The organism is Dyadobacter sp. HNCC25DJ185, from assembly GCF_056895195.1.
The window spans coordinates 37,499-60,454 of the sequence record NZ_JBXHAR010000012.1 but is presented as its reverse complement, the minus strand read 5'-3'; the positions used below and the strand labels follow the sequence as shown (position 1 = coordinate 60,454).

17 protein-coding genes are annotated in these 22,956 nt (G+C 50.5%); 7 read left to right on the top strand and 10 right to left on the bottom strand.

Annotated elements, in window-relative coordinates; genetic code table 11:
• Window positions 1-11 precede the first annotated feature (11 nt).
• Entirely contained in the window at window positions 12-383 is a 372-nt protein-coding gene (locus AC1XUF_RS27975) for a hypothetical protein (protein WP_483345170.1), read from the top strand.
• A 13-nt stretch (window positions 384-396) separates the two neighbouring features.
• Here the strand turns inward: AC1XUF_RS27975 and AC1XUF_RS27970 are convergent, their stop codons facing one another.
• Window positions 397-1,191: an SDR family oxidoreductase gene (locus AC1XUF_RS27970; RefSeq protein ID WP_483345169.1), complete on the bottom strand. Its 795-nt coding sequence runs from the start codon at window positions 1,189-1,191 to the stop codon at window positions 397-399.
• A gap of 120 nt (window positions 1,192-1,311) precedes the next feature.
• Here AC1XUF_RS27970 and AC1XUF_RS27965 point away from each other — a divergent pair, with 120 nt between their 5' ends.
• Window positions 1,312-1,671, top strand: coding sequence for a winged helix-turn-helix transcriptional regulator (locus AC1XUF_RS27965; RefSeq protein WP_483345168.1), 360 nt, complete (start codon window positions 1,312-1,314; stop codon window positions 1,669-1,671).
• Window positions 1,672-1,696: 25 nt separating this feature from the next.
• On the opposite strand, the gene AC1XUF_RS27960 is transcribed toward AC1XUF_RS27965, so the two are convergent.
• The 4 genes from AC1XUF_RS27960 to AC1XUF_RS27945 all read right to left on the bottom strand — a co-directional run bounded on the left by AC1XUF_RS27960 (window position 1,697) and on the right by AC1XUF_RS27945 (window position 5,445).
• Window positions 1,697-4,303, bottom strand: a complete 2,607-nt coding sequence (locus AC1XUF_RS27960) for an ABC transporter permease (RefSeq protein WP_483345167.1) — start codon at window positions 4,301-4,303, stop codon at window positions 1,697-1,699.
• A complete protein-coding gene (locus AC1XUF_RS27955; protein WP_483345166.1) occupies window positions 4,300-4,638 on the bottom strand; it encodes a PadR family transcriptional regulator in 339 nt (112 codons plus the stop codon). The genes AC1XUF_RS27960 and AC1XUF_RS27955 overlap by 4 nt, the downstream gene beginning before the upstream one ends.
• A 222-nt stretch (window positions 4,639-4,860) precedes the next feature.
• On the bottom strand, window positions 4,861-5,160 hold the full coding sequence (locus tag AC1XUF_RS27950) for a DUF308 domain-containing protein (protein WP_483345165.1): 300 nt from the start codon (window positions 5,158-5,160) through the stop codon (window positions 4,861-4,863).
• 102 nt (window positions 5,161-5,262) lie between these two features.
• Window positions 5,263-5,445, bottom strand: a complete 183-nt coding sequence (locus AC1XUF_RS27945) for a hypothetical protein (protein WP_483345164.1) — start codon at window positions 5,443-5,445, stop codon at window positions 5,263-5,265.
• 239 nt (window positions 5,446-5,684) lie between these two features.
• Here AC1XUF_RS27945 and AC1XUF_RS27940 point away from each other — a divergent pair, with 239 nt between their 5' ends.
• From AC1XUF_RS27940 to AC1XUF_RS27920, 5 genes are all read left to right on the top strand, one after another.
• Entirely contained in the window at window positions 5,685-6,353 is a 669-nt protein-coding gene (locus AC1XUF_RS27940; protein WP_483345163.1) for an RNA polymerase sigma-70 factor, read from the top strand.
• 48 nt (window positions 6,354-6,401) lie between these two features.
• Window positions 6,402-7,415, top strand: coding sequence for a FecR family protein (locus AC1XUF_RS27935; RefSeq protein ID WP_483345162.1), 1,014 nt, complete (start codon window positions 6,402-6,404; stop codon window positions 7,413-7,415).
• 41 nt (window positions 7,416-7,456) lie between these two features.
• Window positions 7,457-10,951 carry a SusC/RagA family TonB-linked outer membrane protein gene (locus tag AC1XUF_RS27930; RefSeq protein WP_483345161.1) on the top strand — a complete coding sequence of 1,165 codons (3,495 nt, stop codon included), beginning with the start codon at window positions 7,457-7,459 and terminating at the stop codon, window positions 10,949-10,951.
• Window positions 10,952-10,966: 15 nt separating this feature from the next.
• Window positions 10,967-12,775 (top strand): RagB/SusD family nutrient uptake outer membrane protein, encoded by a 1,809-nt coding sequence (locus AC1XUF_RS27925; protein WP_483345160.1) that lies wholly within the window; start codon window positions 10,967-10,969, stop codon window positions 12,773-12,775.
• A 96-nt stretch (window positions 12,776-12,871) separates the two neighbouring features.
• A complete protein-coding gene (locus AC1XUF_RS27920) occupies window positions 12,872-15,163 on the top strand; it encodes a hypothetical protein (RefSeq protein ID WP_483345159.1) in 2,292 nt (763 codons plus the stop codon).
• Here AC1XUF_RS27920 and AC1XUF_RS27915 read toward each other — a convergent pair.
• The 5 genes from AC1XUF_RS27915 to AC1XUF_RS27895 are packed head-to-tail and all read right to left on the bottom strand — an operon-like array spanning window position 15,147 to window position 22,840.
• Window positions 15,147-16,079 carry a sulfatase-like hydrolase/transferase gene (locus AC1XUF_RS27915; RefSeq protein ID WP_483345158.1) on the bottom strand — a complete coding sequence of 311 codons (933 nt, stop codon included), beginning with the start codon at window positions 16,077-16,079 and terminating at the stop codon, window positions 15,147-15,149. The genes AC1XUF_RS27920 and AC1XUF_RS27915 overlap by 17 nt on opposite strands.
• Window positions 15,995-16,654: a sulfatase-like hydrolase/transferase gene (locus tag AC1XUF_RS27910; protein ID WP_483345157.1), complete on the bottom strand. Its 660-nt coding sequence runs from the start codon at window positions 16,652-16,654 to the stop codon at window positions 15,995-15,997. Before AC1XUF_RS27910 ends, AC1XUF_RS27915 begins: the two co-directional genes overlap by 85 nt.
• Before the next feature lie 52 nt (window positions 16,655-16,706).
• Window positions 16,707-18,095: a sulfatase family protein gene (locus AC1XUF_RS27905; RefSeq protein ID WP_483345321.1), complete on the bottom strand. Its 1,389-nt coding sequence runs from the start codon at window positions 18,093-18,095 to the stop codon at window positions 16,707-16,709.
• A 53-nt stretch (window positions 18,096-18,148) separates the two neighbouring features.
• Window positions 18,149-19,738, bottom strand: coding sequence for a RagB/SusD family nutrient uptake outer membrane protein (locus tag AC1XUF_RS27900; protein ID WP_483345156.1), 1,590 nt, complete (start codon window positions 19,736-19,738; stop codon window positions 18,149-18,151).
• Between the two features lie 6 nt (window positions 19,739-19,744).
• Window positions 19,745-22,840, bottom strand: coding sequence for a SusC/RagA family TonB-linked outer membrane protein (locus AC1XUF_RS27895; protein WP_483345155.1), 3,096 nt, complete (start codon window positions 22,838-22,840; stop codon window positions 19,745-19,747).
• Window positions 22,841-22,956 lie beyond the last annotated feature (116 nt).

The following is a 22,956-nucleotide window of genomic DNA, read 5'->3' as shown; positions in this document are numbered from 1 at the left end:
AATTAACACCCATGCGCATCAGTGAGTCAATGATCCATTACTACCTCGGCACCATTACGGCAGGCTATTTCAATGACCATGATTTACCGCCGGACGATGTCCGTGATTATGCAGGTCTGGTAGAGACGATGAGGTTAAAGGCAGTCAAACACGGTGATATGGAATATCTCCGGATCGCTCTCGCCTGGTTGCTTACCAACGAGCATGTTGATCTGGCAACCTTCAGTGGCGGGCGGTATCCCTTTGATGCCTGCGAAATGCGGGAGATCATCCGTTACGTCTACAACGCTCTTTTCCCCGAAAGGAGGTATCCTGCAGATGAGGTGCTCAAAAAGGTCGAGCTTGCAGACGTAACTTTGGAAGACTGGTGGCAAAAACGTTAGTTACACCGAGAGGCTAGACAATCGGAAAATTGCCGCCGTCGACTACATAATTTGCTCCTGTGATATAAGATGCGCCCGGCGAAACGAGGAAGTTGACCAGCTCTGCCGTCTCAAGGGGGTCGGCCATTCTTCCCAAGGGCACGCCGCCGAGCCGCTGCATCAGATTTTGCGTCATTGCTTCGGTAGTAATGCCCGCACTTTTGGCCAAATCTTCTAAAAAAGTAGCGATGGATTGCGTTTTGTTCAAGCCGGGCGAAACTGTGATGACCCTCACGCCTTGTGGGGAAACCTCGTTAGCCAGCGTTTTGCTGTAAGCATTCAAAGCAGCCTTGGCCGCGCTGTAAGCCATGGTAGACTCCCAAATCGGGAACATACCGCTTGTTGAAGAAATGTGGATGATCACACCGCTTTTCAGTTCCAGCATTTTTGGTAAAACCGCCTTGTCCAGCCTGACAGAAGATAACAGATTCACTTGCAATGCCTGGTCCCAATGCTCATCCGTGAGGGTGCTATATCCACCACCAGGAAAAGTATTTGCGCCCATGTTGTTGATCAATATGTCGATCCGGTCAAAATTTTTGCCGATTTCGTCAACCAGCTGAGCCACTCCAGCGCCAGTCGATAAATCCGCCGCAATGAAATGATGTTTCAGGTCTTTTTCGTCGGGACGGTTCCTGGCCGTGACGATTACTTTCGCGCCTGAAAGCGCCAATCTGTCGGCAATTGCCTCGCCGATTCCCTTTGTTCCGCCCGTCACGAGGGCTATCTTTCCTTCCAGTTCCAAATCGTGATTCTGTTTATTTGACATTCCTTTTTACTTTTGTTTCGTAAAGAAACTAAAAGGAATAGGGTTGGATTCGCGACCTGGCCAAATTGGTGGTTACGAAAGTGTAACCAAAGGAAAAGAGTGGTAACATATTGGTAACTCATGAGAAAAGATCACGATAACCCGCTCAACTGTGCAGTCGTGCGCACGGTTGGCTATATAGGAGGAAAATGGAAACCTGTTATTTTGATCCGGCTGCTGCCGGGAAGGGTGCGCTTCGGGAAGCTGACCATGCTGATACCGAATATTTCCCGCAAAATATTGACGCAGCAACTCAACGAACTGCAGAACGACGGCCTGATCATTCGACACCAGTATCAAGAAAAGCCTCCCCGTGTCGAGTATGAACTCAGTGAACGCGGGAAGACTCTGATACCAGTGCTAAAAGCGATGTTCGATTGGGGCGTGCAAATGGAAGACCCGCAAACAAGGGAAATTTGGGAGCCGGTTATTCCGGAGTAGTTGCGGCTGAAGGCTTCGAGACAACCTACTCGCTCCGTAAACTTTTCACCGGGTTCGTTAATGCCGCCTTGATACTCTGAAAACTGATCGTAAACAATGCAATGCCCGTTGCCAGTATTCCTGCCAGCGCAATAACCCACCATTCAAGCGTGGTTTGGTAGGCGAATCCCTGCAGCCATTTGTTCATGGCATACCAGGCGATTGGTGAAGCGATAATGATGGCGATGACGATCAGTTTTAAAAAATCCTGAGAGAGTAACCCCACAACCCCTGCGACGGTCGCGCCCAGTACTTTGCGTACGCCGATTTCCTTGGTGCGCTGCTCAGCCATGAAGGCGGATAGTCCATACAAACCAAGGCAGGAAATGAAAATGGCCAGCCCGGCAAACAAATTGAAAATGCTTCCCATTTGCTGCTCGCTGCGGTACAGGTTGTCCAAATCCTTATCCAGAAAACCAAATGTGAAGGGAAAGGCCGGATTGAGCTGCTGATTGATTTTCTCCAATGCTTTGATCGTCTGCTCATTATTGCCAGCAGTGGTTCGTACCATCATGATACCGCCCCATTTGTTCAGACGAAGGATCAGCGGTTCCATGGCGTATTGCAAGGATTTGAAGTGAAAATCCTTGACAACCCCAATAATCGTCCCCTTTCTACCGCCAAATGTCAGATTTTGGCCCACCGCATTGTTCACATTCATTCCCATGATCTGCATTGCTTTTTCATTGACCACATAACTGGAACTGTCGCCGGTAAAGGATTTGTCGAAACTGCGGCCAGCCAATATTTGTGCTTTGAAGACTTTAACAAAGTTTTCGTCCACATCCAGCGAAGGGAATACGACCTGGTTCCGGGTGGTTTGTCCATCCCAAATCAAATCAATAGTACCTGATTCAAGTTTTGTAGGCAGATCTGAAATGACGGTGAAATTTTCCGTCAGCGGATTTTCTGCCAGTGATGCTTTCAATGCCTGTTGTTTTCCGCCCAGCTCCCCGGTCATGGGAAGGTATAGCAAGTTGGATTTGTCAAAACCCAGGTTCCGCTTTTTGATAAAATCCAATTGTTTGTAAACCACGGCTGTGCCCACGAGCAGCACAATCGCGACCACGAATTGCGTAACCACCAGTGCATTGCGAAAAAGCAAATTTCCGCCAGCGACCCGAAGCTTGCCTTTCAGCACTTTCACAGGAGCAAACCCAGACAGGAACAATGCGGGATAGCTGCCGGAAAGCAAGCCCGTCAATACCGCAATGCCGATCAGGCTCAGCAGCAGCTTGCCATCCAGCAAATGAATGGCGAGTGTTTTCTCGGTCAGCATCGTAAAGACGGGCAGCAGCAGATATACAATCCCGATCGCGATCACCAGCGAGAGGAACGAAAAGATGAGCGATTCGCCAAGAAACTGGAACACAAGCTGGTAGCGATTCGCGCCCACGACTTTGCGCAGTCCTACCTCTTTGGCCCGGCGCTCGGAGCGCGCGGTGGCAAGGTTCATGAAATTAATGCAAGCCACCACCAGAATGAAGAGCGCGACCACAAAGAAAATATTAACATACTGAATGCTGCCGTGCCCGGGAAGGTCGATCTGCAGGTTGGAATGCAGGTGAATATCAGTTAACGGCTGTAACTGAAAGTCGATTTTGATCGTCCCGCCGTGATCCTTGAAAATCTTGTCGATTTGTCGGACGAGTTTTTGCCGGGCGGAAGCGGATGCAGCCGTCTTTGCATCCAGTTCGAGATAGGTATAAAAGTTAAAACTACTCCATGTATCGTTTTGTAAGTCCCAGTTCCACTTTGCCATGGTTTTCATGGGAATGATCACATCGAACTGTAAATGTGAATTGGAGGGCGTATTGGCCAGAATGCCCCCAATTGTAAAGTTTTCGTTATTGTTGATGCGGATCGTCTTGCCTACGGCATCGCGTGTGCCATAATATTTTACGGCTGTTTCTTCTGTGATCAATATGGCTCCCGGATCTTTCAGGGCTGTTGCCGCATTTCCTGCCAGCAAGGGAAAGGAGAAAACTTCGAGGAAATTCGAATCTGCAAAAAATACGCGTTTTTCTTCTATCTTTTTTTCTCCCACTTCAAACAGCGCGGGATTGGGTTTGCTGATCCTTACTCCGCCTTTTATCTGGGGCAGCTGTGCCTGCAAGCCTTTGGCCATACCCGCCGCGCTCACAGCCGTCTTGAAATCACCGGCATTACAGGTCAGACGAAACAGTTGGTCGGCGCGGGGATGAAAACGATCGTAACTCAGCTCGTTCTGTACCCATAACAGGATCAGGATACTGCACGCCATGCCAATGGACAAGCCGGCAATGTTTAATATTGAATAGGCTTTTTGGCGCACGATGTTCCGCCAGGCGATTTTGAAATAGTTTTTTAACATATCAGGGCTAAGAGAAAATGGTTGTTCATATCTTGTTTTATTACGACGCCGATGTACAAATGGTGGGAGCACTGTCACCATGTCGAACAGATAGCGCAGCAGTGCCAGTCTTTTACCTGAACGTTGATGCGAGTACGCATAGAGCTCGTCGAGATCCCCTTCCACTTCTTCAATCGTATTTTCGGGGTGCAGCCAGCGAAGGATCGTTTTTGCCCACCGTGGCGGTTGTGGCGTGTTCATATGCCGCTCAGGTTTAAAGTGGCATCGGGCATTTGTTTCCAAAGCTTGTTGCGCAGCAGCTGAATATCGGTCAGCGCCGTTCTTCCCAGGGCTGTTACCTTAAAAAGGCGTTTCCGCCTGCCGCCCCGCTCGGTAGTCGCCCCGCCCAGCTCGGAGGTAACGAAGCCTTTCTCTTCCAGGCGGATCAACGTATTGTGAACCGAGCCGAAGGCGACGATCCTGCCTGTTTGCCGCTCAATTTCCTGCGACACGGTGACGCCGTAAGCATGCCCGTCGAGAATAGCGATCATAAGCAGCACCACTTCTTCAAATTCTCCCAAATACGTCCTGCGCATTCCAAAAATGATTAGTTTACATTTTATAGTATAAATACGTGCCAGGAATCGGAAAGTGCAGAAATGCGCTTTTGAGCGCTGTTTGGAGGTATTTAGGAGAGGTTTGATGTTCGTAAGAGAACGGGTTGTGTCCGGTATCGAACAGGGCGGAAGCTTGTTACCTATTTATCCTCTTCCCGATCCGGCTGAGAGAGGGGTTGGTGATCCCGGGGTAGGCTTCACTCACGGAGGTGTCATTTTAATTAATTTATTTAATCTGATAGCCGCAATCAGAAAGTAAAATGCGCCCAAAGCTGCATAGCCTGCCAGGCTGTGAATGCCCATGGTTGGCTCGTGGGCAAGTGCAGCAAAGCTACCGCCGGCCAGGATAGGTTGACCGCCGCTGATCATCATCGGCCATTGCCCTCCCATTTCCTTACGTCGACTCAGCCCTGAAATTAATTGAATGAGTCCGGTAATGATCGCCCAGGCACCAAAGACCATCAGCGCTTCCGGAACCTCTTTTTGCAAGGCGAATCCCACGCCAATCGTAGTTAGTCATCCTATTGCAATGTTGACATACTGCGGGGTTTTTGAGACATACGAAGGATTGGCTTGAATGTCGAGACTGGTAGCAAACACGTCCTATAACGGATAAATAATAAACAATGCGCCCGCTACGCCAGCATTGGTTTTTACAAAAAAGGTGAGGAGTATAGCCCGGATGACAAAAAGTGCGGTACGTAGAAAATAAAGGCGACGAAGTGATTTGGCAGTGTTGACAGCGATAGCTGGTCTTGCTGCACCTGTTTCATTGATTGGGTCCATGATATCCTTTGTTTTTTTGACAAAGGTCACGGGTCATAATCTGTAAAATTTCCACTTAAGTGAAAATCGGCCAAAAATTCCCTTGCTAATATCGGCAGCAGGTGGCCAGCTTTACGCTGTATTCCTATTTTTCAAAAATGATCGATTTTGTTCTAGGTGTTTTTCCCGCCCAGATCGACTTACTTACAAAGGGGTAAGATTTTGCTTTGCCCCTGAGACACCGCATTGAACCAACGAACATGGAAAGTTTAGGAGTTTTTGATCATTCGGGGGATGACCCACAAAAAGCGCCCACCTCCCCGGGTGGTTTTGATCAGCCTAAACGAAATCAGGAAATGCTGACAGAATCCGAAATGCTGCTTAAAAAGGCATTTGAATCAGACAGCAGCAAAGGAATTGAGCTGATGTTCCGCTGGTATTACCGCGCACTGTGCAGCCATGCAGTCAGGTATGTCTCTTCCAAGGAGGTAGCCGAAGATATTGTATCAGATGTGTTCTACAAGTTTCATAAAGACAAGGCCTTCGAAACCATACAGACGTCCTTCCGAGCCTATCTGTTTACAGCCGTGCGTTACAGCGCCTACGATTATGTAAGAGTAGAAGTGCGGCGGAATACTTCCCTGGAATACGCAGAGTATGTGACTTTGCAGCCGGAACTTCAGCCCGACCAGGTTACCCAGTTCGAGGATTTGTATAACGATGTCGAGAACGCGATCAACAAATTGCCTTTGAAAAGACGCAAGATATACCTGATGCACCGCTATGAAGGGAAAAAATATGGCGAGATCGCTACGGAGCTGGGCCTCTCACTCCGGACGGTTGAGGCGCAAATGTATGGTGCCATGCAAGAGATTCGAAGGGTTATCAAGGCCAAATGGTTCCTCATGCTGCTGGGGTTTTTCCACTAAGCGTTGATGAGACCGCAATAGTCTTTTCAAAAACATCAAATTCGACAGATGAAAGAATCAATTAATAAAGAGCTGGTTTTCAATTATTTTTCAGGGCGGGCGACTGCTTTTGAAAAAGAGATGATAGACCAGTGGAGCCAGGATGCTCAGGCCAGAGAGCAATTTTTTATTTGGCTTTTAGAATGGGAAAACCAGAAGCTTCAATATCAGGCAGATGTAGAAAAAGGAATTTCACGCCATTTTTCAAGAATGGAGGAAACTCCTGCAGGGGGCATGGCCGCCGGTGGCGGTGATGCCATACCAACGCTGGCGCGTTTTCAGGTAGTCAGAAAAATGTACTGGATGGCCGCCGCAGCACTTGTGCTTGTCATGTTCTCAACTGGCTGGTTTTTGCGGGATCACATTCGCTACGAAATATATGTGACAAAATTTGGGCAGACGCAAAGACTCGAACTCGCAGACGGCAGCAAAGTCATTTTGAATTCCAATTCCATGCTCAGGGTTCCGCGCTTCGGTTTTGGAAAAGACGCACGCGATGTGTACATGACAGGCGAGGCGAGTTTTAGCATAACACACACCACTGAGAACAAGCGGTTTGTCGTGCATACAGATAAGAATCTCGACGTAGAAGTATTGGGGACCGAGTTTAACGTATATGCCAGGGCGAGAGGCGCCAGAGTGGTGCTTAGCAAGGGGAAGGTAACGCTTCACTACCTGGATGGCAGAGCTGCCAGACAAATCACCATGAAGCCGGGAGACCTGGTGACGATGGACCCCAAAGGTCATGCAAGTCTTCGGAAAACAGACAATCCGCAAAATTACTCCGCCTGGAAAGCCCATCGTTTCATCTTTGAAAATGAGAGCCTGAGGGAGATATGCACCTTGTTTGAAGATAATTTCGGTCTGGAAGTCCGCATACCGGATTCCACGCTGGCTGCCCAGACCATTTCCGGCTCGTTTACAGCACTCAATGCGGAGGAGCTCCTGGAAATCCTGACAGATGACTCGGGCCTTTCCTACAAAAAATCAGGGGACGGAAAAGTCATTACCCTGGATTACTGATTTGCACATTCCTAAACCCTTATATTTTTAACCACCTTTTTATGAAAAGAACAATACGTTCATTCTTATTTATTCTGATGATGATGGGAAGTGTTCAGCCCGGGCACACCCAATTACTTGCTGGAATAAGGCGACAGCAGCCATCGGTCATTGCTCCCCAGCAATCGACAAAGAGCCTTAAAATGGCATTGCAGGAATTCAAGCTGCATTACAAAGTTGATATCCTGTATTTTGACAGCGTGGTGGAAGGATATGAAGTTTCGGTGGAAAAGCTGGCATTTGAATCATCCGCGGAAAAGGCCCTTGCCGATATGCTCGCCCCGCTCGGCCTTCAGTATAAAAAATCGAGAACCGGGGGGTATATCGTTACAAAGAACATGAAGGCAGGCAAAAAGGTACAAAGCATGCCTGTGTCGGGACAGACGGGCCATAGCGGCGAAGGATTGTTCTATCCGGTACAGGCCCCTCACCTGTCGGCAAGCGCCTCGCCCGCACCGGAGATTTGGTCGGAGGTTATTTTAAATGGCAAAGTTTCCGATGAAAAGGGACAGGGCTTACCGGGCGTCAGCGTGGTATTGAAGGGGACTCAAAAGGGGACCATCACCAATGAAGAAGGTGAGTTCAGGGTGGAAGTGGCCGACAAAGAAGCGGTGCTGGTTTTTTCCTTTGTTGGCTTTTTTTCGCAGGAACTGGTCGTTGGGACCAGGACGCGAATGGATGTGGTACTGAAGGCGGATACCAAATCGCTGGAAGAACTGGTAGTAACCGGATACAGCGCACAGAAGAAATCTTTAATGACCGGCTCGGTCGTCAGCATGAATGTCGGTGAGGAAATCCGCGATATTCCCACCACTTCCTCGGGCAATCTGCTGGCTGGCCGGTTGGCGGGAGTCAACATCAGTACGCCCAATGGCATACCTGGAACGACCCCGGGTATCAGTATCCGCACCAGTTCCTCTTCCAATGCACAACCCGTTACCTATGTCATTGACGGCGTGATCCGCAGTGCGGCTGATTTCAACAACCTGAGCCCCAATGAGATTGAGACCATCACCGTTTTGAAGGATGCTGCCTCAGCAGCGGTGTATGGTTCGCGCTCGGCCGGCGGCGTAATCCTGGTTACCACCCGAAGAGGAAAGGTAGGAAAGCCCACATTCAACTATTCATTCAGTACAGGTTTTGACACCAGGACTAAAAATGCGGACCTCACCAGCGCGGTACAGGCGGGAGAGCTGTATACTCGGATCAACGGAAATTCCGATCCGGCAGGCTGGACCTGGTCTCAGGAGGAACTGGACTATTACAAGGGAATTAATAACGGATGGGGCTATGACCAGCTTAAATCCGTCTGGCGAAATCCGTCGACCTCACAGCATAACCTGAGTGTGACTGGCGGCAGTGAAAAGATCCGGTATTATGCGGGGGCCTCGTATGTGAAGCAAAATGGATCCCTTAAACCGCTCACTTACGATAAATACAATATCAGGCTGAATGCTACGATCGACGCCACTAAAGACCTGCAATTCTTTGTAGGATTGGGCCTTAGTAACAATATGCAGGGCAATGTAACCTGGGAGGGCGCGCAGGCGCTGTATCGGAAACTGCTCGTATGGCAACCGGACCAGCCCGTGTACACCGACAGTGGAAAACTTGTGGACTATGGCTGGATAGCCAATGTAGGGGGAACTGTCAACGGCGACGGTGGGTATAATAAATCCAATTTTCTCAAACCCCAGGTGGTACTGAACGCCACTTACAATATCCCGGTCGTGAAGGGGCTGAGCGCCAAGGCGGCTTACAGCAAAAACTATTCTTATAACCGGCAGAAGGTTTTCGAGAAAAACTATGTGATGAATGTCATGAAGCGCGACGGCGTCAACCGGCACATTATCCATACAGACGATGCCAGTATCACCGGAACGAAATTGTCCAGCAATATTTCCAGGGAGTATCTGAGCACCAACGTCGACTGGGCGCAGGACTATCAGCTCGACCTTCAGCTGAACTACGAGAATACATTCGACAATGTGCATCATGTCCAGGGCATTGTGGTTTACGAAAAAGCAGAGTCAAGCGGAAGCGGTATTTTTGCCGGAAGAGAGTCATTTCCGGTTTATACAACCGACCAGTGGTGGGCAGCCAGCGGCTCTCGGGCAGATGATTATGGCGGCGGGAGTACAGATTTTATGATCGGCCGTGCCTCTTACATCGGGCAGTTCAATTATGACTTCGACGGTAAGTACCTGGCGACATTTTCGTTCAGGAAAGATGGGTCCATGAATTTTGCGCCGGATAAAAGATGGGGCTTTTTCCCGGCAGGTGCAGTCGGGTGGGTCATTTCGAAGGAATCCTTTTTCCCCAAGTCGGCGAAGATCGATAACCTGAAGCTACGTTTGTCGGCTGGGTTAACAGGCAATGATGCAGTGGGAGGATGGCAATGGCAGGAATCGTACAAACAGGCCAACCCGGCTTATTTCGGGACTGATCCCAAACCTTCGACCGGGATCACTTACGGCTCTGTTGTGAACCCGGACCTGACGTGGGAAAAGGCGCTGACCTACAATGCGGGCATGGATATCAGTTTCCTTAAAAACTGGACGGGCACACTGGAATACTGGAACAGAAAATCCTATGACATCCTGGGTTCCAGGATCTTGTCGGTACCTCCGACATTCAGTCTGACATTACCGGCAGAGAATTACGGGGTGATCAAGGCCCAGGGTTTTGATTTCAGCCTCGGATACCACAATACGAAGAATGCTTTTGCATACCACGGCAACCTCACGGCCTCCTATGGCTGGAATAGGATCGTTACCCAGGATTACAGCCAGAACGCACAGGCGATCGATGTGCCTGTCGGAAAATCGCTGAGTGTGATCCGCGGCTACCAGTTTGACCAGATCATCCGGAACCAGGCTGAGCTTGACCAGTTTAACGCTGCCCACCCGGGATACACTTACAATGGTATAGCCCCAGCGCTGGGAATGATGGTTTACAAGGACTTGAGCGGCCCACAGGGAACGCCGGACGGGCTAATTGATACCTACGACCGGGTTATTATCAAGAAAAGTAACTTTCCGGTTGTATATGGCCTGAACCTGGGCGGAAGCTGGAAGGGCATTAGCGTGGACATGATGTTTAACGGCTACCTGCATCAGCAGAAATCATATCAGGACCTGGCAGGCGGAGTAGAATGGAACCGCATGTACGCGGGCTGGTATGATAACAGCTGGAGTCCCGAAAACCCAGGGGGCGATCTGCCCAAAAGAGTGTCCGCCAATCAGTCCAGCACTTATAATACGGCATCGACCTTCTGGTATCAAAACGCGGGCTTTGTCAGACTGAAATACCTGACTGTGGGATACACTGTACCTCCCCGGTTTTACAATAAAGCGCTGGAAAGTGTGAAATTCTATTTCTCGGGTACCAATCTTTTCAACCTGACCCATTTTTCATACTATGATCCGGAGATCTCAGACGGCACTGCCTACCCGGTAATGCGCAGTTTCAACTTTGGTGTAAATGTCACGTTTTGATCAAATTAAAAAGATATGATGATGCGCATATATACAAGAAATATCCTTTTACGTCTTTTTTGCCTCGTCGCCATGTTGCTCGCCCAGGCTTGCGAAACCGACCTGGACTATAACAATACCACGGCGATCAGCCCGGAGAATGTCTGGAATGACCAGAAACTGATCAACGCCTTTTTAACAGACATTCACGGCAGTATGATCCCATCCTGGCCGGTCAACGGGAATGCGACCGATGAAGCAATAAACAGTCCGGGATCAATGAGCAGTTATCTGAGAGGAATTATCAGTGTCGCTTCAGAAGGGCAGGGTTTAAGCTATACGAACATTGACAAGATCAATTTTTTCCTCAGTAAACTTCCAGGGGTTTCCCCTGCAGTGCTAAGTGAAGAAGCGAAGGGTCAGATGTCTGGCCAGGCGCTTTTCTGGCGCGCCTGGGACTATTTTGGCAAAGTGGCGCTGTTCGGCGGTGTGCCGCTGATCCTGCAACCGCAGGATGTGACCAATAAAGAGGGTCTTTTTGTGGGACGGAATAAAACCTCGGAGTGCATTGCCCAGATTGTCGCCGATCTTGATCTTGCCATCGCATCCCTGCCCGACCGGTGGGACGATGCCAACTACGGCCGGATAGACAAAGGTACTGCTATGGCTTTCAAGGGGAAAGTATTGCTTTGGTACGCCAGTCCGTTATTCAATCCGTCCAACGATCTGTCGAGATGGCAGGCGGCGTATGACGCCAATAAGGCCGCGGTTGATTATCTGAAGGCGCAGGGAAAAGGGTTGTTGCAGCAGTTTGGGCAGATCTGGAAGCAGGAGAGGAACAAGGAGGTAATTATGGTAAACCAGTTTTCGTACCCCGACCATCCTTTTAACCAGGCAAATATCCGCCCCGAACCGCTCACCAAAGACGCATCGAACGCCAATCAGCCCATCCTGATCCTGCTAAATGCATTTCCGAAAAAGGATGGCTCGCCCATGCAGTTTGATCCTGCAAAACTGAGCGATCCCGCTTATAATGCACAGTACCTGACCGATTTTGTAACGAATAGAGATGATCGTTTTTATGCCACAGTATTCACGGGAGGTACCACCTATCCAACACCTGACCTGCCAGCCGGCACCCGGTACTGGAGTGCATGGCGGAAAGCAGCCGATGCTTCCTCTCCCGGGGGATTCAAATACGTTTCCCTGGCCAGTGACCAGACTCAGGCGAGTATCGGGGCGGGCGTATCGGGTTTCTTTCAGTTAAAAGGATTGGATAACACATTGGTTAAGACATCGATCGCCAATGCTTCAACGGACTGGGTCGAGATCCGTTTTGCCGAGGTACTGATGAACTACGGCGAAGCGGCCAATGAATCCGGTAAATCCGAAGAGGCCCTGCGGGTATTGAAAGATATACGGGCACGGGCAGGTATCCAGCCAGGTGCTGCCGAAATGTACGGCATTACAGCCTCGGTCCAGGCCGAAATACGGGAAGGTTTTGTGAACGAGCGGTTTATTGAGTTCGCATTCGAAAATAAAAGATGGGGCGATTTGCGGCGCTGGAAAAGATTTGACATCCTGAACAAGCAAGTATACCGTCACGGCCTGTATATGGTTTTGAATGAAGGAGAAAAGATCGCCTGGACCGACGACATTTCGGATCCGCTGGTAAGAAAGAAATTTACGGCTGTCTACATAGAAAATCTCGATGGTGACGCCCAGTATAAATACAACCTCAACCTGAACCACTGGTTTTATCCGATCAGCCAGGCCAATCTGGACGCGAGTGCCCCGATCAAGCAGAATGTGGAGTGGGGCGGCACATTTAATCCGCTTGAATAGCACCGGATCAGTAAAAAAGGCGATGGTGGCTGCTTCCAGTAACTGCCGTCGCTTTTCTATGCCGTCTGTTTTTATTGTCCCTAATCTCAATTTGTTATGAAGTCCCGGTTTTTACGAACCCTTATTTTTAGTGCCGCAGCCTGCTTTCTTTCCCTTCGTGCCCATGCGCAAAATGACTTCAGTACCGCCTATTTCAGGATACATGTCAATGCAAAGGGATGGATCACCAGTATGAAAAATACAACGGGCCGCGGGCGGCAGCGGGAGTTCAGTCCTGCCGACAAACCCTCTCCCTTGCTTTCCCTTTATGACAGTAAAAAGCAGAAATACTACCAGCCGGTAAAGGCTGCTTATCACAAGGCAGACCATGTTTTTACCCTTCATTATCCCAATGGCTCGGTGGCCCGTGTTTCGCTGGTTGCCAGGCAGAAGTATTTCAAGCTAAGCTTACTGGCACTGTATCCTCGTAACGGGGTAGACAACGTGCAGTGGGGCGCCTATCATACCAACATTACCAATCTTTTCGGGGAGATCATTGGGGTCGCCCGTGACACCAGCGAGTCGGTTAATTATGCCATTGGTATGCTGGCGCTCAACGACAATACGCTGGGCGGCACATCCGAAACCATCGCCGACGCGGCCCCTTTTCAATACATTATTCACAGCCCGGATCCCAGGCAGTTTCCGCTGCCGTCGCACTTGCACGAAGGGCAGGTTTTTCCAATCGGCGGAGATGGTATCAGCGATGTAGCTTTCTATGCGCACAAGGAACCTTATTACAGGATTTTGTACGGCAATGCAGCTCAGATCGACGCAAAAGGGAGAATTTCAATTGCTTATAATTCCAGGGATAGATCATTCATGCGGGAGGTCTTTTTTTCCCTGATCCCGAACATGTCGGCCAATATACCAAACCACCTGGACGTGCAGCCGCTGCCCGGTATCGATTATATCGGCTCTTCGGTAGCGCTCTGGGGAAGCCCGGACAGTACCGCCCTGCTGGACGTCATGCAAAACATTGTTTTGTCAGAGGGCCTGCCTTATCCCACGATGAATGGAAAATGGGTGAAAGACCCGGCTGCATTCGTGCCGGATGCCATGTGCGCAGGTGCTGTTTACGACAGCATTGTTTCTTATACCCGTCAGTTAGGCTTTAAAGCGATCAGCCTGTATGACCAGGGATTTATCCGGCCAGACCGGGGGAATGAAGGGTATCTGGATGGAAAGAATTTTGAAAGGAAGCCCTTGAAAATGGCGTCCGCAGACAAGTCGCACAGGGAGTTTTCGGAAATGGCCGCAAAAAGCGGCATACTCATTGGCCGCACCCCGATCACCAACTCACTGGCCCCGGGCACGAAAGATGCGAGTCCTATCCCCACCGATAGCCTGTGCTATCAGCAAAAAAGGTTGCTGGCAAAAGGGATCGGACCGGCAGACACCCTCATCTTTGTCGACGATCCCAAATACCTGGAAGAGATTGCCAGCTGGGAAGGTCACAGCAAAAACCTGAACATGATCAAAATCGGAAAGGAGCTCATTTATTATATGGGTGTTTCCGACAAGGCACCATACCGCCTGCTCAATATCAAACGCGGCTACTGGAAGACAACTCCTGGAAACCACGCTGCGGGCGACACGGTTTATAAGCTTCAGGTCACGATTAACTACGGGTACGACGGTCTGATCCCCAATATGCAGCTACAGGATAAAATAGCTGAATACTATGCGGATGTGTGCCATATCAACGGGTTGGCCTATTATGATTTTGACGGCCAAGAGTTTTTATTCAACAATGGACACGGATATTATTCCGTCAAACGGTTTTTTCATAAAATGTTTGACCGGGCCAAAATGCTTGGTGTCCCTTATATCCGCTTCACAGGGTCCACATTGTCCGAGGGCTCCTGGCATTACCAGAGCATCTGGAACGTAGGCGGCGGGAAAAATCTGTACGATGCCGAAACCAGGGAGTGGGGGAGTGCGACCAGCCAGGGCAAAGATCTCAGGGACGTAACTTATTCGAACTTCTTTCCTGTGGGGATGGGCGGCAACTTCCCGATCAAGCCAGGAGTAACAGTGGCCCAATACGAGCACATCGAGGCAATTGCGGTAGGGATAGGTTCTACATACAGCCTCCAGTTGAATCAGCAGGACGTGGAGGCCTGTCCGGAGAAATACGAGATTTTCAAAACCATCAGGACCTGGGAAAATGCGCGTGCCGCCAATGCGTTTCCCCGCTGGCTCAAAAATGAACTTTCCAATCCCGTCAATCAGTACCATCTGGAGGAATTGAATAAAGACAGCTGGGAGCTTTACAGGACAGACTTTGCAGGCCAGGGCAGGAAACTGTATTGTACGCTCCGGCGAGATGTCAATGATTCGCATTGACCCCGATCACCTGATCCAGAAAACGCCACTCGTCCACGCCAGGATCTTCATGTTCGCGTGCGACGATGGCGTCCAGCTTCCTGACGAGCTCCGGATGGTTGCCAGCGATGTCGGTGGTCTCGTTGCGATCGTTTTTCAGGTCAAAAATCTGCCAGGGGGTGCCAGGGTTTTTCCTGATGTCTGTTTTTACACCTTTAAAGTCGCCGATACGGATCGCGAGCTGGCCGCCTTTTTCGGGGTATTCCCAATAGATGAAGTCATGTTTTTTCTGCCTGCTTTTTTGGCCCGTCAGCTCTGGTAAAAAGGATATCCCGTCGGTTTGTTTTAGTTTTTGCCCGGTCAGCTCCGCGACCGTCGCCATCAGATCATATTGGACCGAAACGTGGTCGCTGGTGCTGCCAGCCTTGATTTTGCCGGGCCACCGCGCCATGAAAGGTTCCCGGATACCGCCTTCATACACATCCATTTTCTGTCCACGGAGACCATCAACGCTATTGAAAAAGGTTGCATTCACGCCCCCGTTAAATGTTGTCCCGTTATCGCTGCTGAACATGATGATCGTATGCTCATCCAGGCCCAGCTCTTTCACTTTTTGCAGAATAATACCCACCTGATCGTCCAGATAAGTGATCATCGCCGCGTAGGTCGAAAGCGGATATTTGGTCGACGCATAATTTTTTTCACCATAATACGGCTTCTCATCAAACAGGCCAATATACTTGTTGACATATTCGTCGGGTGCCTGCAGGGATGCGTGGGGTATCGTATACGGCATATACAAAAAGAAAGGTCCGCCTTTGCTCCGGTCGATGAATGCCAGGGCTTTCTCCGTCATTTTGGCCGGTGTGTAGGCTGTGCCTTTGAAATAAGCAAAGTCTGCATCCGTGGCTTTGGCTGGATCCAGTTTTTTGTGCACGTCCAGCCAGGGCTGTGGTAATGTGTCCCACTGATCATTTCCCAGAGGTGGGAAGGATAATAGTTGTGCGCCTGTTTCTGGTCGAGGTAGCCGTAATAATAGTCAAATCCCTGCTTGCTGGGGGAGCCTTCGGAATTGTTCATCCCGAGGCCCCACTTGCCGGTAAGCGCGGTGGCGTAACCTTTCTGTTTGAGCAGTTCCGCGATGGTGAATTCTGAGGCGGGCAATGGCTTTTGCCCGCGTTCCTCATCATCCCTGAACCCGCCCAGTTCCAGGTTACCGCGGATGGCAGCATGCCCGCTGTGCTTTCCGGTCATCAGCATGGCCCTCGCCGGGGCGCACACGGGCATGCTGGTATAATGTTGGGTAAACCGTATCCCTTCCCGGGCAAGCCGGTCGAGGTTTGGCGTTTTGATCTTTTTCTGTCCGTAGCAGCCCAATTCGCCATAGCCCAGGTCATCGGCATAAATGTAGATGATGTTGGGCAGCTTGGCATTCTTGTTTTGTGCAAAAACCTGGATTCCGCAGCATAGGGATGCAAGCAGGATCAGGGCTGGTATTTTGCGTGGTGACATGACGACGGATTTTGGTTAGACGAAGTAAAGGAGGGCAGATGAACCCGGAGATTTAGTTAGCTGAGGCGCGTCCCACGGGTCTGACGTTCTTGCCTTGTTTTTGCTGCAAATCATCACCCATATCTTCACGGGCAGCGTCCGCGATTTTTTCCAGCTCAGCTACGATTTCCGGGTTTTGTTCCAAAACATCGTAGCGCTCGCCAGGGTCGCGGGTGAGGTGGTACAATGCTTTGGGATACTGGAAATCTTCCGGCGCCGGGCCTGGCTGTCCGTTTTTCCCAGGCAGCTGACCTTCATATTTGCGTCCGGGATGTGCGAAAACCAGTTTCCAGTCGCCTTTGCGCACAGCTTCCAGGCTGTTTTTCCGATAATAGTACACAAAGGATTCTCGTGGCGTTTTACGATCGTCTCCCTTCAGCAGGTCTGTAAAATCAACCCCGTCGATCTTTTCCTTCGGCAGTTTTGCGCCAGTCAATTTCACGATGGTCGGCAGGACGTCCAATGTGGAAAGCAGCTTGTTTGAGACACGGCCCGCAGGTACCACTCCCGGCCAGCGCATGATGCAGGGTTCGCGCTGCCCGCCCTCGAATGAAGTTCCTTTTCCCTCCCGGAACCCGCCCGAAGACCCTGCGTGGTCGCCATAGTTTAGCCAGGGGCCATTGTCGCTCGTGAAAATGACGAGGGTATTTTCATCAAGTCCCTGTGCTTTCAGCTCCTTCATTATTTCCCCCACAGACCAGTCGAGCTCCATCAATACATCGCCAAAAATGCCTCTTTCGCTCTTGCCGCGGAATTTCGGCGACGCCGCCAAAGGCACGTGCGGGAGCGGGTGCGGCACATACAGGAAAAATGGTTTGTTTTTGTTTTTACGGATAAACGCCGTGGCACGTGCGGTAATGTGGGGAGTCAGTTCACTGGCGTCTTCAAGGTTTTTGATCTCTTTGCCTGCTGTATTTCCTTCGATCCAATGCAGCGGCGGATATTTTGCTCGCTCCTGCCATGGGTGCAGCGGCCACATATCGTGCGAGTAGGGCACACCATAATATTCGTCGAAGCCTTGTTGCAGAGGCAAAAACTCCTGCTCGCTGCCCAAATGCCATTTCCCGAAAATGCCGGTCGCATAACCCTGCGCTTTTACAAGCTCAGCGATGGTTTCTTCTTTCGGGTTCAGACCCATTCTCGCATTCGGTCCAAATGCACCCGAAATACCCAGCCGGTTTGGGTAGCAACCCGTCAGTAATGCCGCGCGGGATGCGCTACACACGGCCTGGGCGGCCAGGAAGTTGGTGAAACGGGTACCTTCGGCGGCCATTTTGTCCAGGTTCGGGGTCCTGTAACCGAGCGCTCCGGTGACGGATAAATCGCCATAACCCAGGTCGTCAATGAAGAAAAGGACGATGTTGGGTGTTTTCGTGGCAGGTTTGTCGGGTCGGAAGCTCATGAAGGTGCACAGGGCGGCCGACAGCAGTATGAATGTGACTTTTTTTAACATGCTTACCAGTTTGGATTTTGTTTTAAATTAGGGTTCAGGTCTCGCTCTTTTTGCGGGATTGGCCAAAGATAATGCCTTGCCGCGTCAAAAACTTTATTGGAAGTCGCTGCCTGCACGGTTACCAGCTTACCCGAGGCGTCGGTATAAGTGATCCCGTAAACCGCACCCTGCATGACGGTTTCCCCGATCTTCCACCTTCTGATATCAAAAAGCCGCTGCCCCTCGAATGCGAGTTCTACGGTGCGCTCGTGTCTGACAATCTCACGCAATGCGGCTTGTGTGGTGGCCGTTACATCCGGCTGTTTTACATCGGTACGGCCATTTCTTACCTGGTTAATTGCCGCCAGAACAGTTGCATCGATCTGGTTCAGCTCGATCTTGGCTTCGGCGTAAGTCAGCAGGATTTCGGCGTAGCGCAGGAGGATGATATTGATCCCGCCATTGGCCGGGTTCGCGTAGTCCTCAGCGTTGATGTATTTTTTGATGTTGAAACCAGTTGTAGACGCAATGTAGGTACTGCCTATCGCGTCGGCGGTGCCGCTGGTCGGTTTTGGCTGGAACGTAATGCCGCTGGGCAGTGGGTCGCCTTCGAGGAAAACAGAGAATTTCAGGCGGGGATCACGGTTTTCGTAAGGTTTGGCAGGATTATAGCCGCTGCCCGCGTCGGTGATTTTCTTGCCGGCCGTGGTTTCATACATATCTACCAGCGCTTTGGTAGGAACATAAGTGCTCTGACCGTTTTTCTGGCTGTAAGGTCCGAGGAAGGCAAATACATTATTGGCATACACATCTTTCACAAACTGCTTATCCAGAATCACCTCCTTATTATTTTCGGCGGCATAGCTGAACAGTTTTTCGTAAGATTCGTACAAGCCATACACACCCAGTCTGACCACCTGGTCTGCAGCCTCTGCCGCTTTGGCATACCGGCCTGCGTACAGGCTGGAACGCGCGAGCAAGCCTAACGCGGCACCTTTTGTAACTCTTCCTTTGTCGGCCGCCCCGTAAGTGGCGGGCAGCAGGGCCGCAGATTCTGTGAGTTCTTTTTCAATAAAATCCCAGACTTGCTCCACCGGCGTGTTGGTCAGCGCGCGCCCTTCGTCGATGGTGAGCGAACTGGTCACAAGCGGCACGTTGCCGAAGAAACCAGCCAGCTTGATGTACTGATAGGCCCGCAAAACCCTTGCTTCGCCTTTAAACTGGTTGATCAGCACCGTGTTCGTGCTCGGGATCTTGTCGACATGCTCGAGGAAATAATTAGAAGCCCGGATGCCCCGGTAGGCGCGTTTCCATTCATTGTAGATCTTGGAGCTCGTGGCATCGTAGCTGCCGGCTTCAATGTAAGCGTCAATGTTGAAGCTCTGATTGGTGTGCGCAATGTCGGTTACGCCGTCCCAGGAAAAGATATTGGTGGTGTCCAGGTCGGTGTAAATGGAGTTGACAGCGAGGCGGGCATCGTTTTCCGATTTCCAGAAAAGGTCCTCCGAAAGCCGGTCATTGGGTACGGTTTCGAGGAGGTTGGAGTCGCAGGCAGCCAGCAAAAACGCCGATACTGCCGAAAATAAGATGTATTTAATGCTATTGAGTTTCATAGTTGCTTAGAATTGGAGGTTGAGACCGAAGGTGTACAATGCAGTTTGCGGGAAATAAACCGCGCGGCCCGACGGTACCTCGGGATCCAGGTTCCACTCATTCAGTTTGGAGAATGTCAGCAGGTTGGTGGCCGACGTGTACACGCGAAGTCGCGCCAGTCCCAGCTTCTTCACCACATCAGCGGGGATATTGTAAGCTAGCTGTACATTTTTCAGACGGAGGTAAGAGCCGTCGATCACGAGGCGGTCGGACGTGGCCACGTTGCGCAAATCGAATTTTACCGGTCTCGGAAAACGTGCGCCGGTGTTTTCGGGTGTCCAGTAATTGTTGGTGTAAATTTCGTGGGTAAAACCTTCCTGGTTCCCCATTTCTGCCAATGCGCCAGCCAGGCGGGCATCCACTTTCGCAGCTCCCTGGAAGAGCATGTTCAGATCGAAATTTTTGTAGGAGAAATCCCCATTCACTCCGAAAGTATACTTGGGAAATGAATTTCCGATCACCGTCATATCATCGGCATTGATCTTGCCGTCGCCATTTCTATCCACGTATTTCACATCCCCGGGCTTGGTATTGGCGGCATAAGTTGCTTTGTACTCGGCAATTTCCTGTTGGGTTTGGAATAAACCGTCCGTCTGGTAACCCCACAAGGTATTGATCGGCAAACCTTTGGCAATGATGTAGCGCGGGTCGATGTCCGAGCCGGTAATGTATGGGCCGGTACCTTTCAGGTCCACGACTTTGTTTTCGTTGATACTCAAATTTCCACCAACGCTGTACCGGAAGCCACCTGACGACGGCGTGCCGCGGTAGTTCAGGCTGAATTCCCAGCCTTTGTTCTCCACCGATCCTGCATTTTGGGGAGGCGCTGTGAGCCCGATCGTTGCAGGAATGTCCAGGTTCAGCAGGATGTCGTCGGTGAGTTTGCGGTAATAATCTGCTGTCAATGTCAGCTTGTTGTTCAGGAAAGCCGCGTCGAGTCCGAGGTCAAGCTGCGTGGTGGATTCCCAGCCAAGGTTGGTGTTTGCCAAAGTAGTGGGACGATAACCCTGCACCGAAGCCCCGCCGAAGGTGTAGCCTGCTGCCGTCAATGCAGAATAGTAGCTGTACAGGTTCACCGATTGGTTTCCTGTAATGCCCCACGATCCGCGGAGTTTCAGGTCGTTTACAGCTTTGTTTAAACCACTCCAGAAGTTTTCTTTAGAAATCCGCCAGCCAGCTGAGAAGGAGGGGAAAAAGCTGTATTGCTTGTTGCCGGTGAATTTGGAGGAACCGTCGTAGCGACCATTGGCCTCAAAGAGGTACTTTTCCTGGTAATCGTAATTCACCCGCCCGAAGAAAGAACGCAGGCCATATTCCGCGTCATTTCCATTGTTGCTCTTGGTACCGTCATTGGCACCCTGGCCTATGGAGCCGATATCATTGTTATAAAATCGCTCGCGGTAAGCCGAGAGGAACGTCTGTGTATTCCCGATCTGTGAATAGCCGACCAGTGCTTTCAGGTGATGGCTGCCGAAGCTTTTGTCATAGGTCAGCAAATTGTTGATCGTGTATTCACGCAGCGTATTCCGCACCTCGGTCAGCGAGTTGATCGCCACGGTTTTGGTAATGTTGGTGTTCTTGTCGGTATTGGTGTAGGAGTTGGTAAAATTCTTTTGGTGAATAAAATTACCCCTCCCCGCGATCTGCGTCGATAACGTCAACCCGTCGGTCAGGTCGATCTCTGCTTTCACATAGCCTGCCAGATAATCGGTATTCTGCCGCGACTTTCCGCCGATTTCGTTGAACATCAAGGGGTTGTTTCCCTGGGTGCTGAGGCCGTAAGTTCCATCGGCATATTTGGGGACTGCCCAAAGTGTGCCATGGAAAAAGTTGTTCAGCGGCGTAGGGTTGTTGTCTGCATTGTTGACCGTCGGATTTAATGCTTTGGCATAGCGATAGTTAATGTCGCCGCTCACGCGAATTCTCTTCGAAATCGTATAATCCGAATTCAGCCTGAATTCGCCGATTGTATTGGAGTAGCCCGCGATCACGCCTTCCTGGTCCTGGTAACGTACACTCAGGCGTGTCCGTAAAGTTTCATTTCCACCTGCAACCGAGATCGTATGATTTTGCTGGGGAGCAGCGCGGAGCATGGTTTCAAACCAGGTATTGGGCAAAGGATACTTTTCACGGTCCGTCGCATTTACGTAAGCCTGGATCGACTCTTCGGTAAAGCGTGAGGGCAAAGTCACGCCTGCATTGGTATAAGCCGCCACCTGCTCACGCATATAAGCTTCCAGACCCATCATTTTGGGAACATTATTGGATTTCTGGATGGCGTAGTAGCCGTGGTAGTCCACCTGTACTTTGCCGCCCCTGGCCCTTTTGGTGGTGATCAAAATTACCCCGTTGGTGGCTCTTGAACCGTATATCGCTGTCGAAGAAGCGTCTTTCAAAACCGATACGGATTCGATATCGTCGGGGTTGATGTCGCTCAGCCTTTGCTCGAGCCCGTCCACGATCACCAGGGCGTCGTTTTTGCCCAGGTCGAAACCGCTGGTGCTGCTTCCGTTGATATTGAAGGTAGTAATCCCGCGTACGCGGATGTTGGTATTCGACTTACCCGGCGACCCGCCCTGATCGAGTACGGTAACGCCCGGCATCAGGCCTTGAAATGACTGCTGAATGTTGGAAACTGGTCTGCGCGTGATCTGATCGCCGTTTATGGTCGAGACAGAATTGGTCAACGCATTGCGTTTCTGGGTACCATAGCCCACTACAACAAGCTCATCGAGCTGCTTCGTATCGGCGGCCAGCGCAATGTCGATCACGCTTTGCCCTTTCACCTGGACTTCTCTGGTAACGTAACCGATCCCTGAGAAAACCAGGATCGCATCCGTCACGGCCGCAATCTCGTACTTTCCGTCCGCGTCGGTCGACGTGCCGGTAAGCGAATTTTTAATCACAACATTTACACCGGGCAACGCTCCTTTATCGGCTGAGGATGTAACGGTGCCCCTGACGACGTACTGAGCATTTACCTGGAAACCCAGGAAAACGGAATATACCAGCAGGAGTAGAGAGGTGCGTCTGTTGCTGAGATGAAGTAGATTTCTGAACATTTTAATATAAAGTCTATAAATTAAGTAGACAAATTAAAGCACAGAAATCTGGTTTGTCAAAATTTATTTACAATGCCTTGAAGCTTTTCTTAGTTGCAGCTTTGAATTTTTATAAG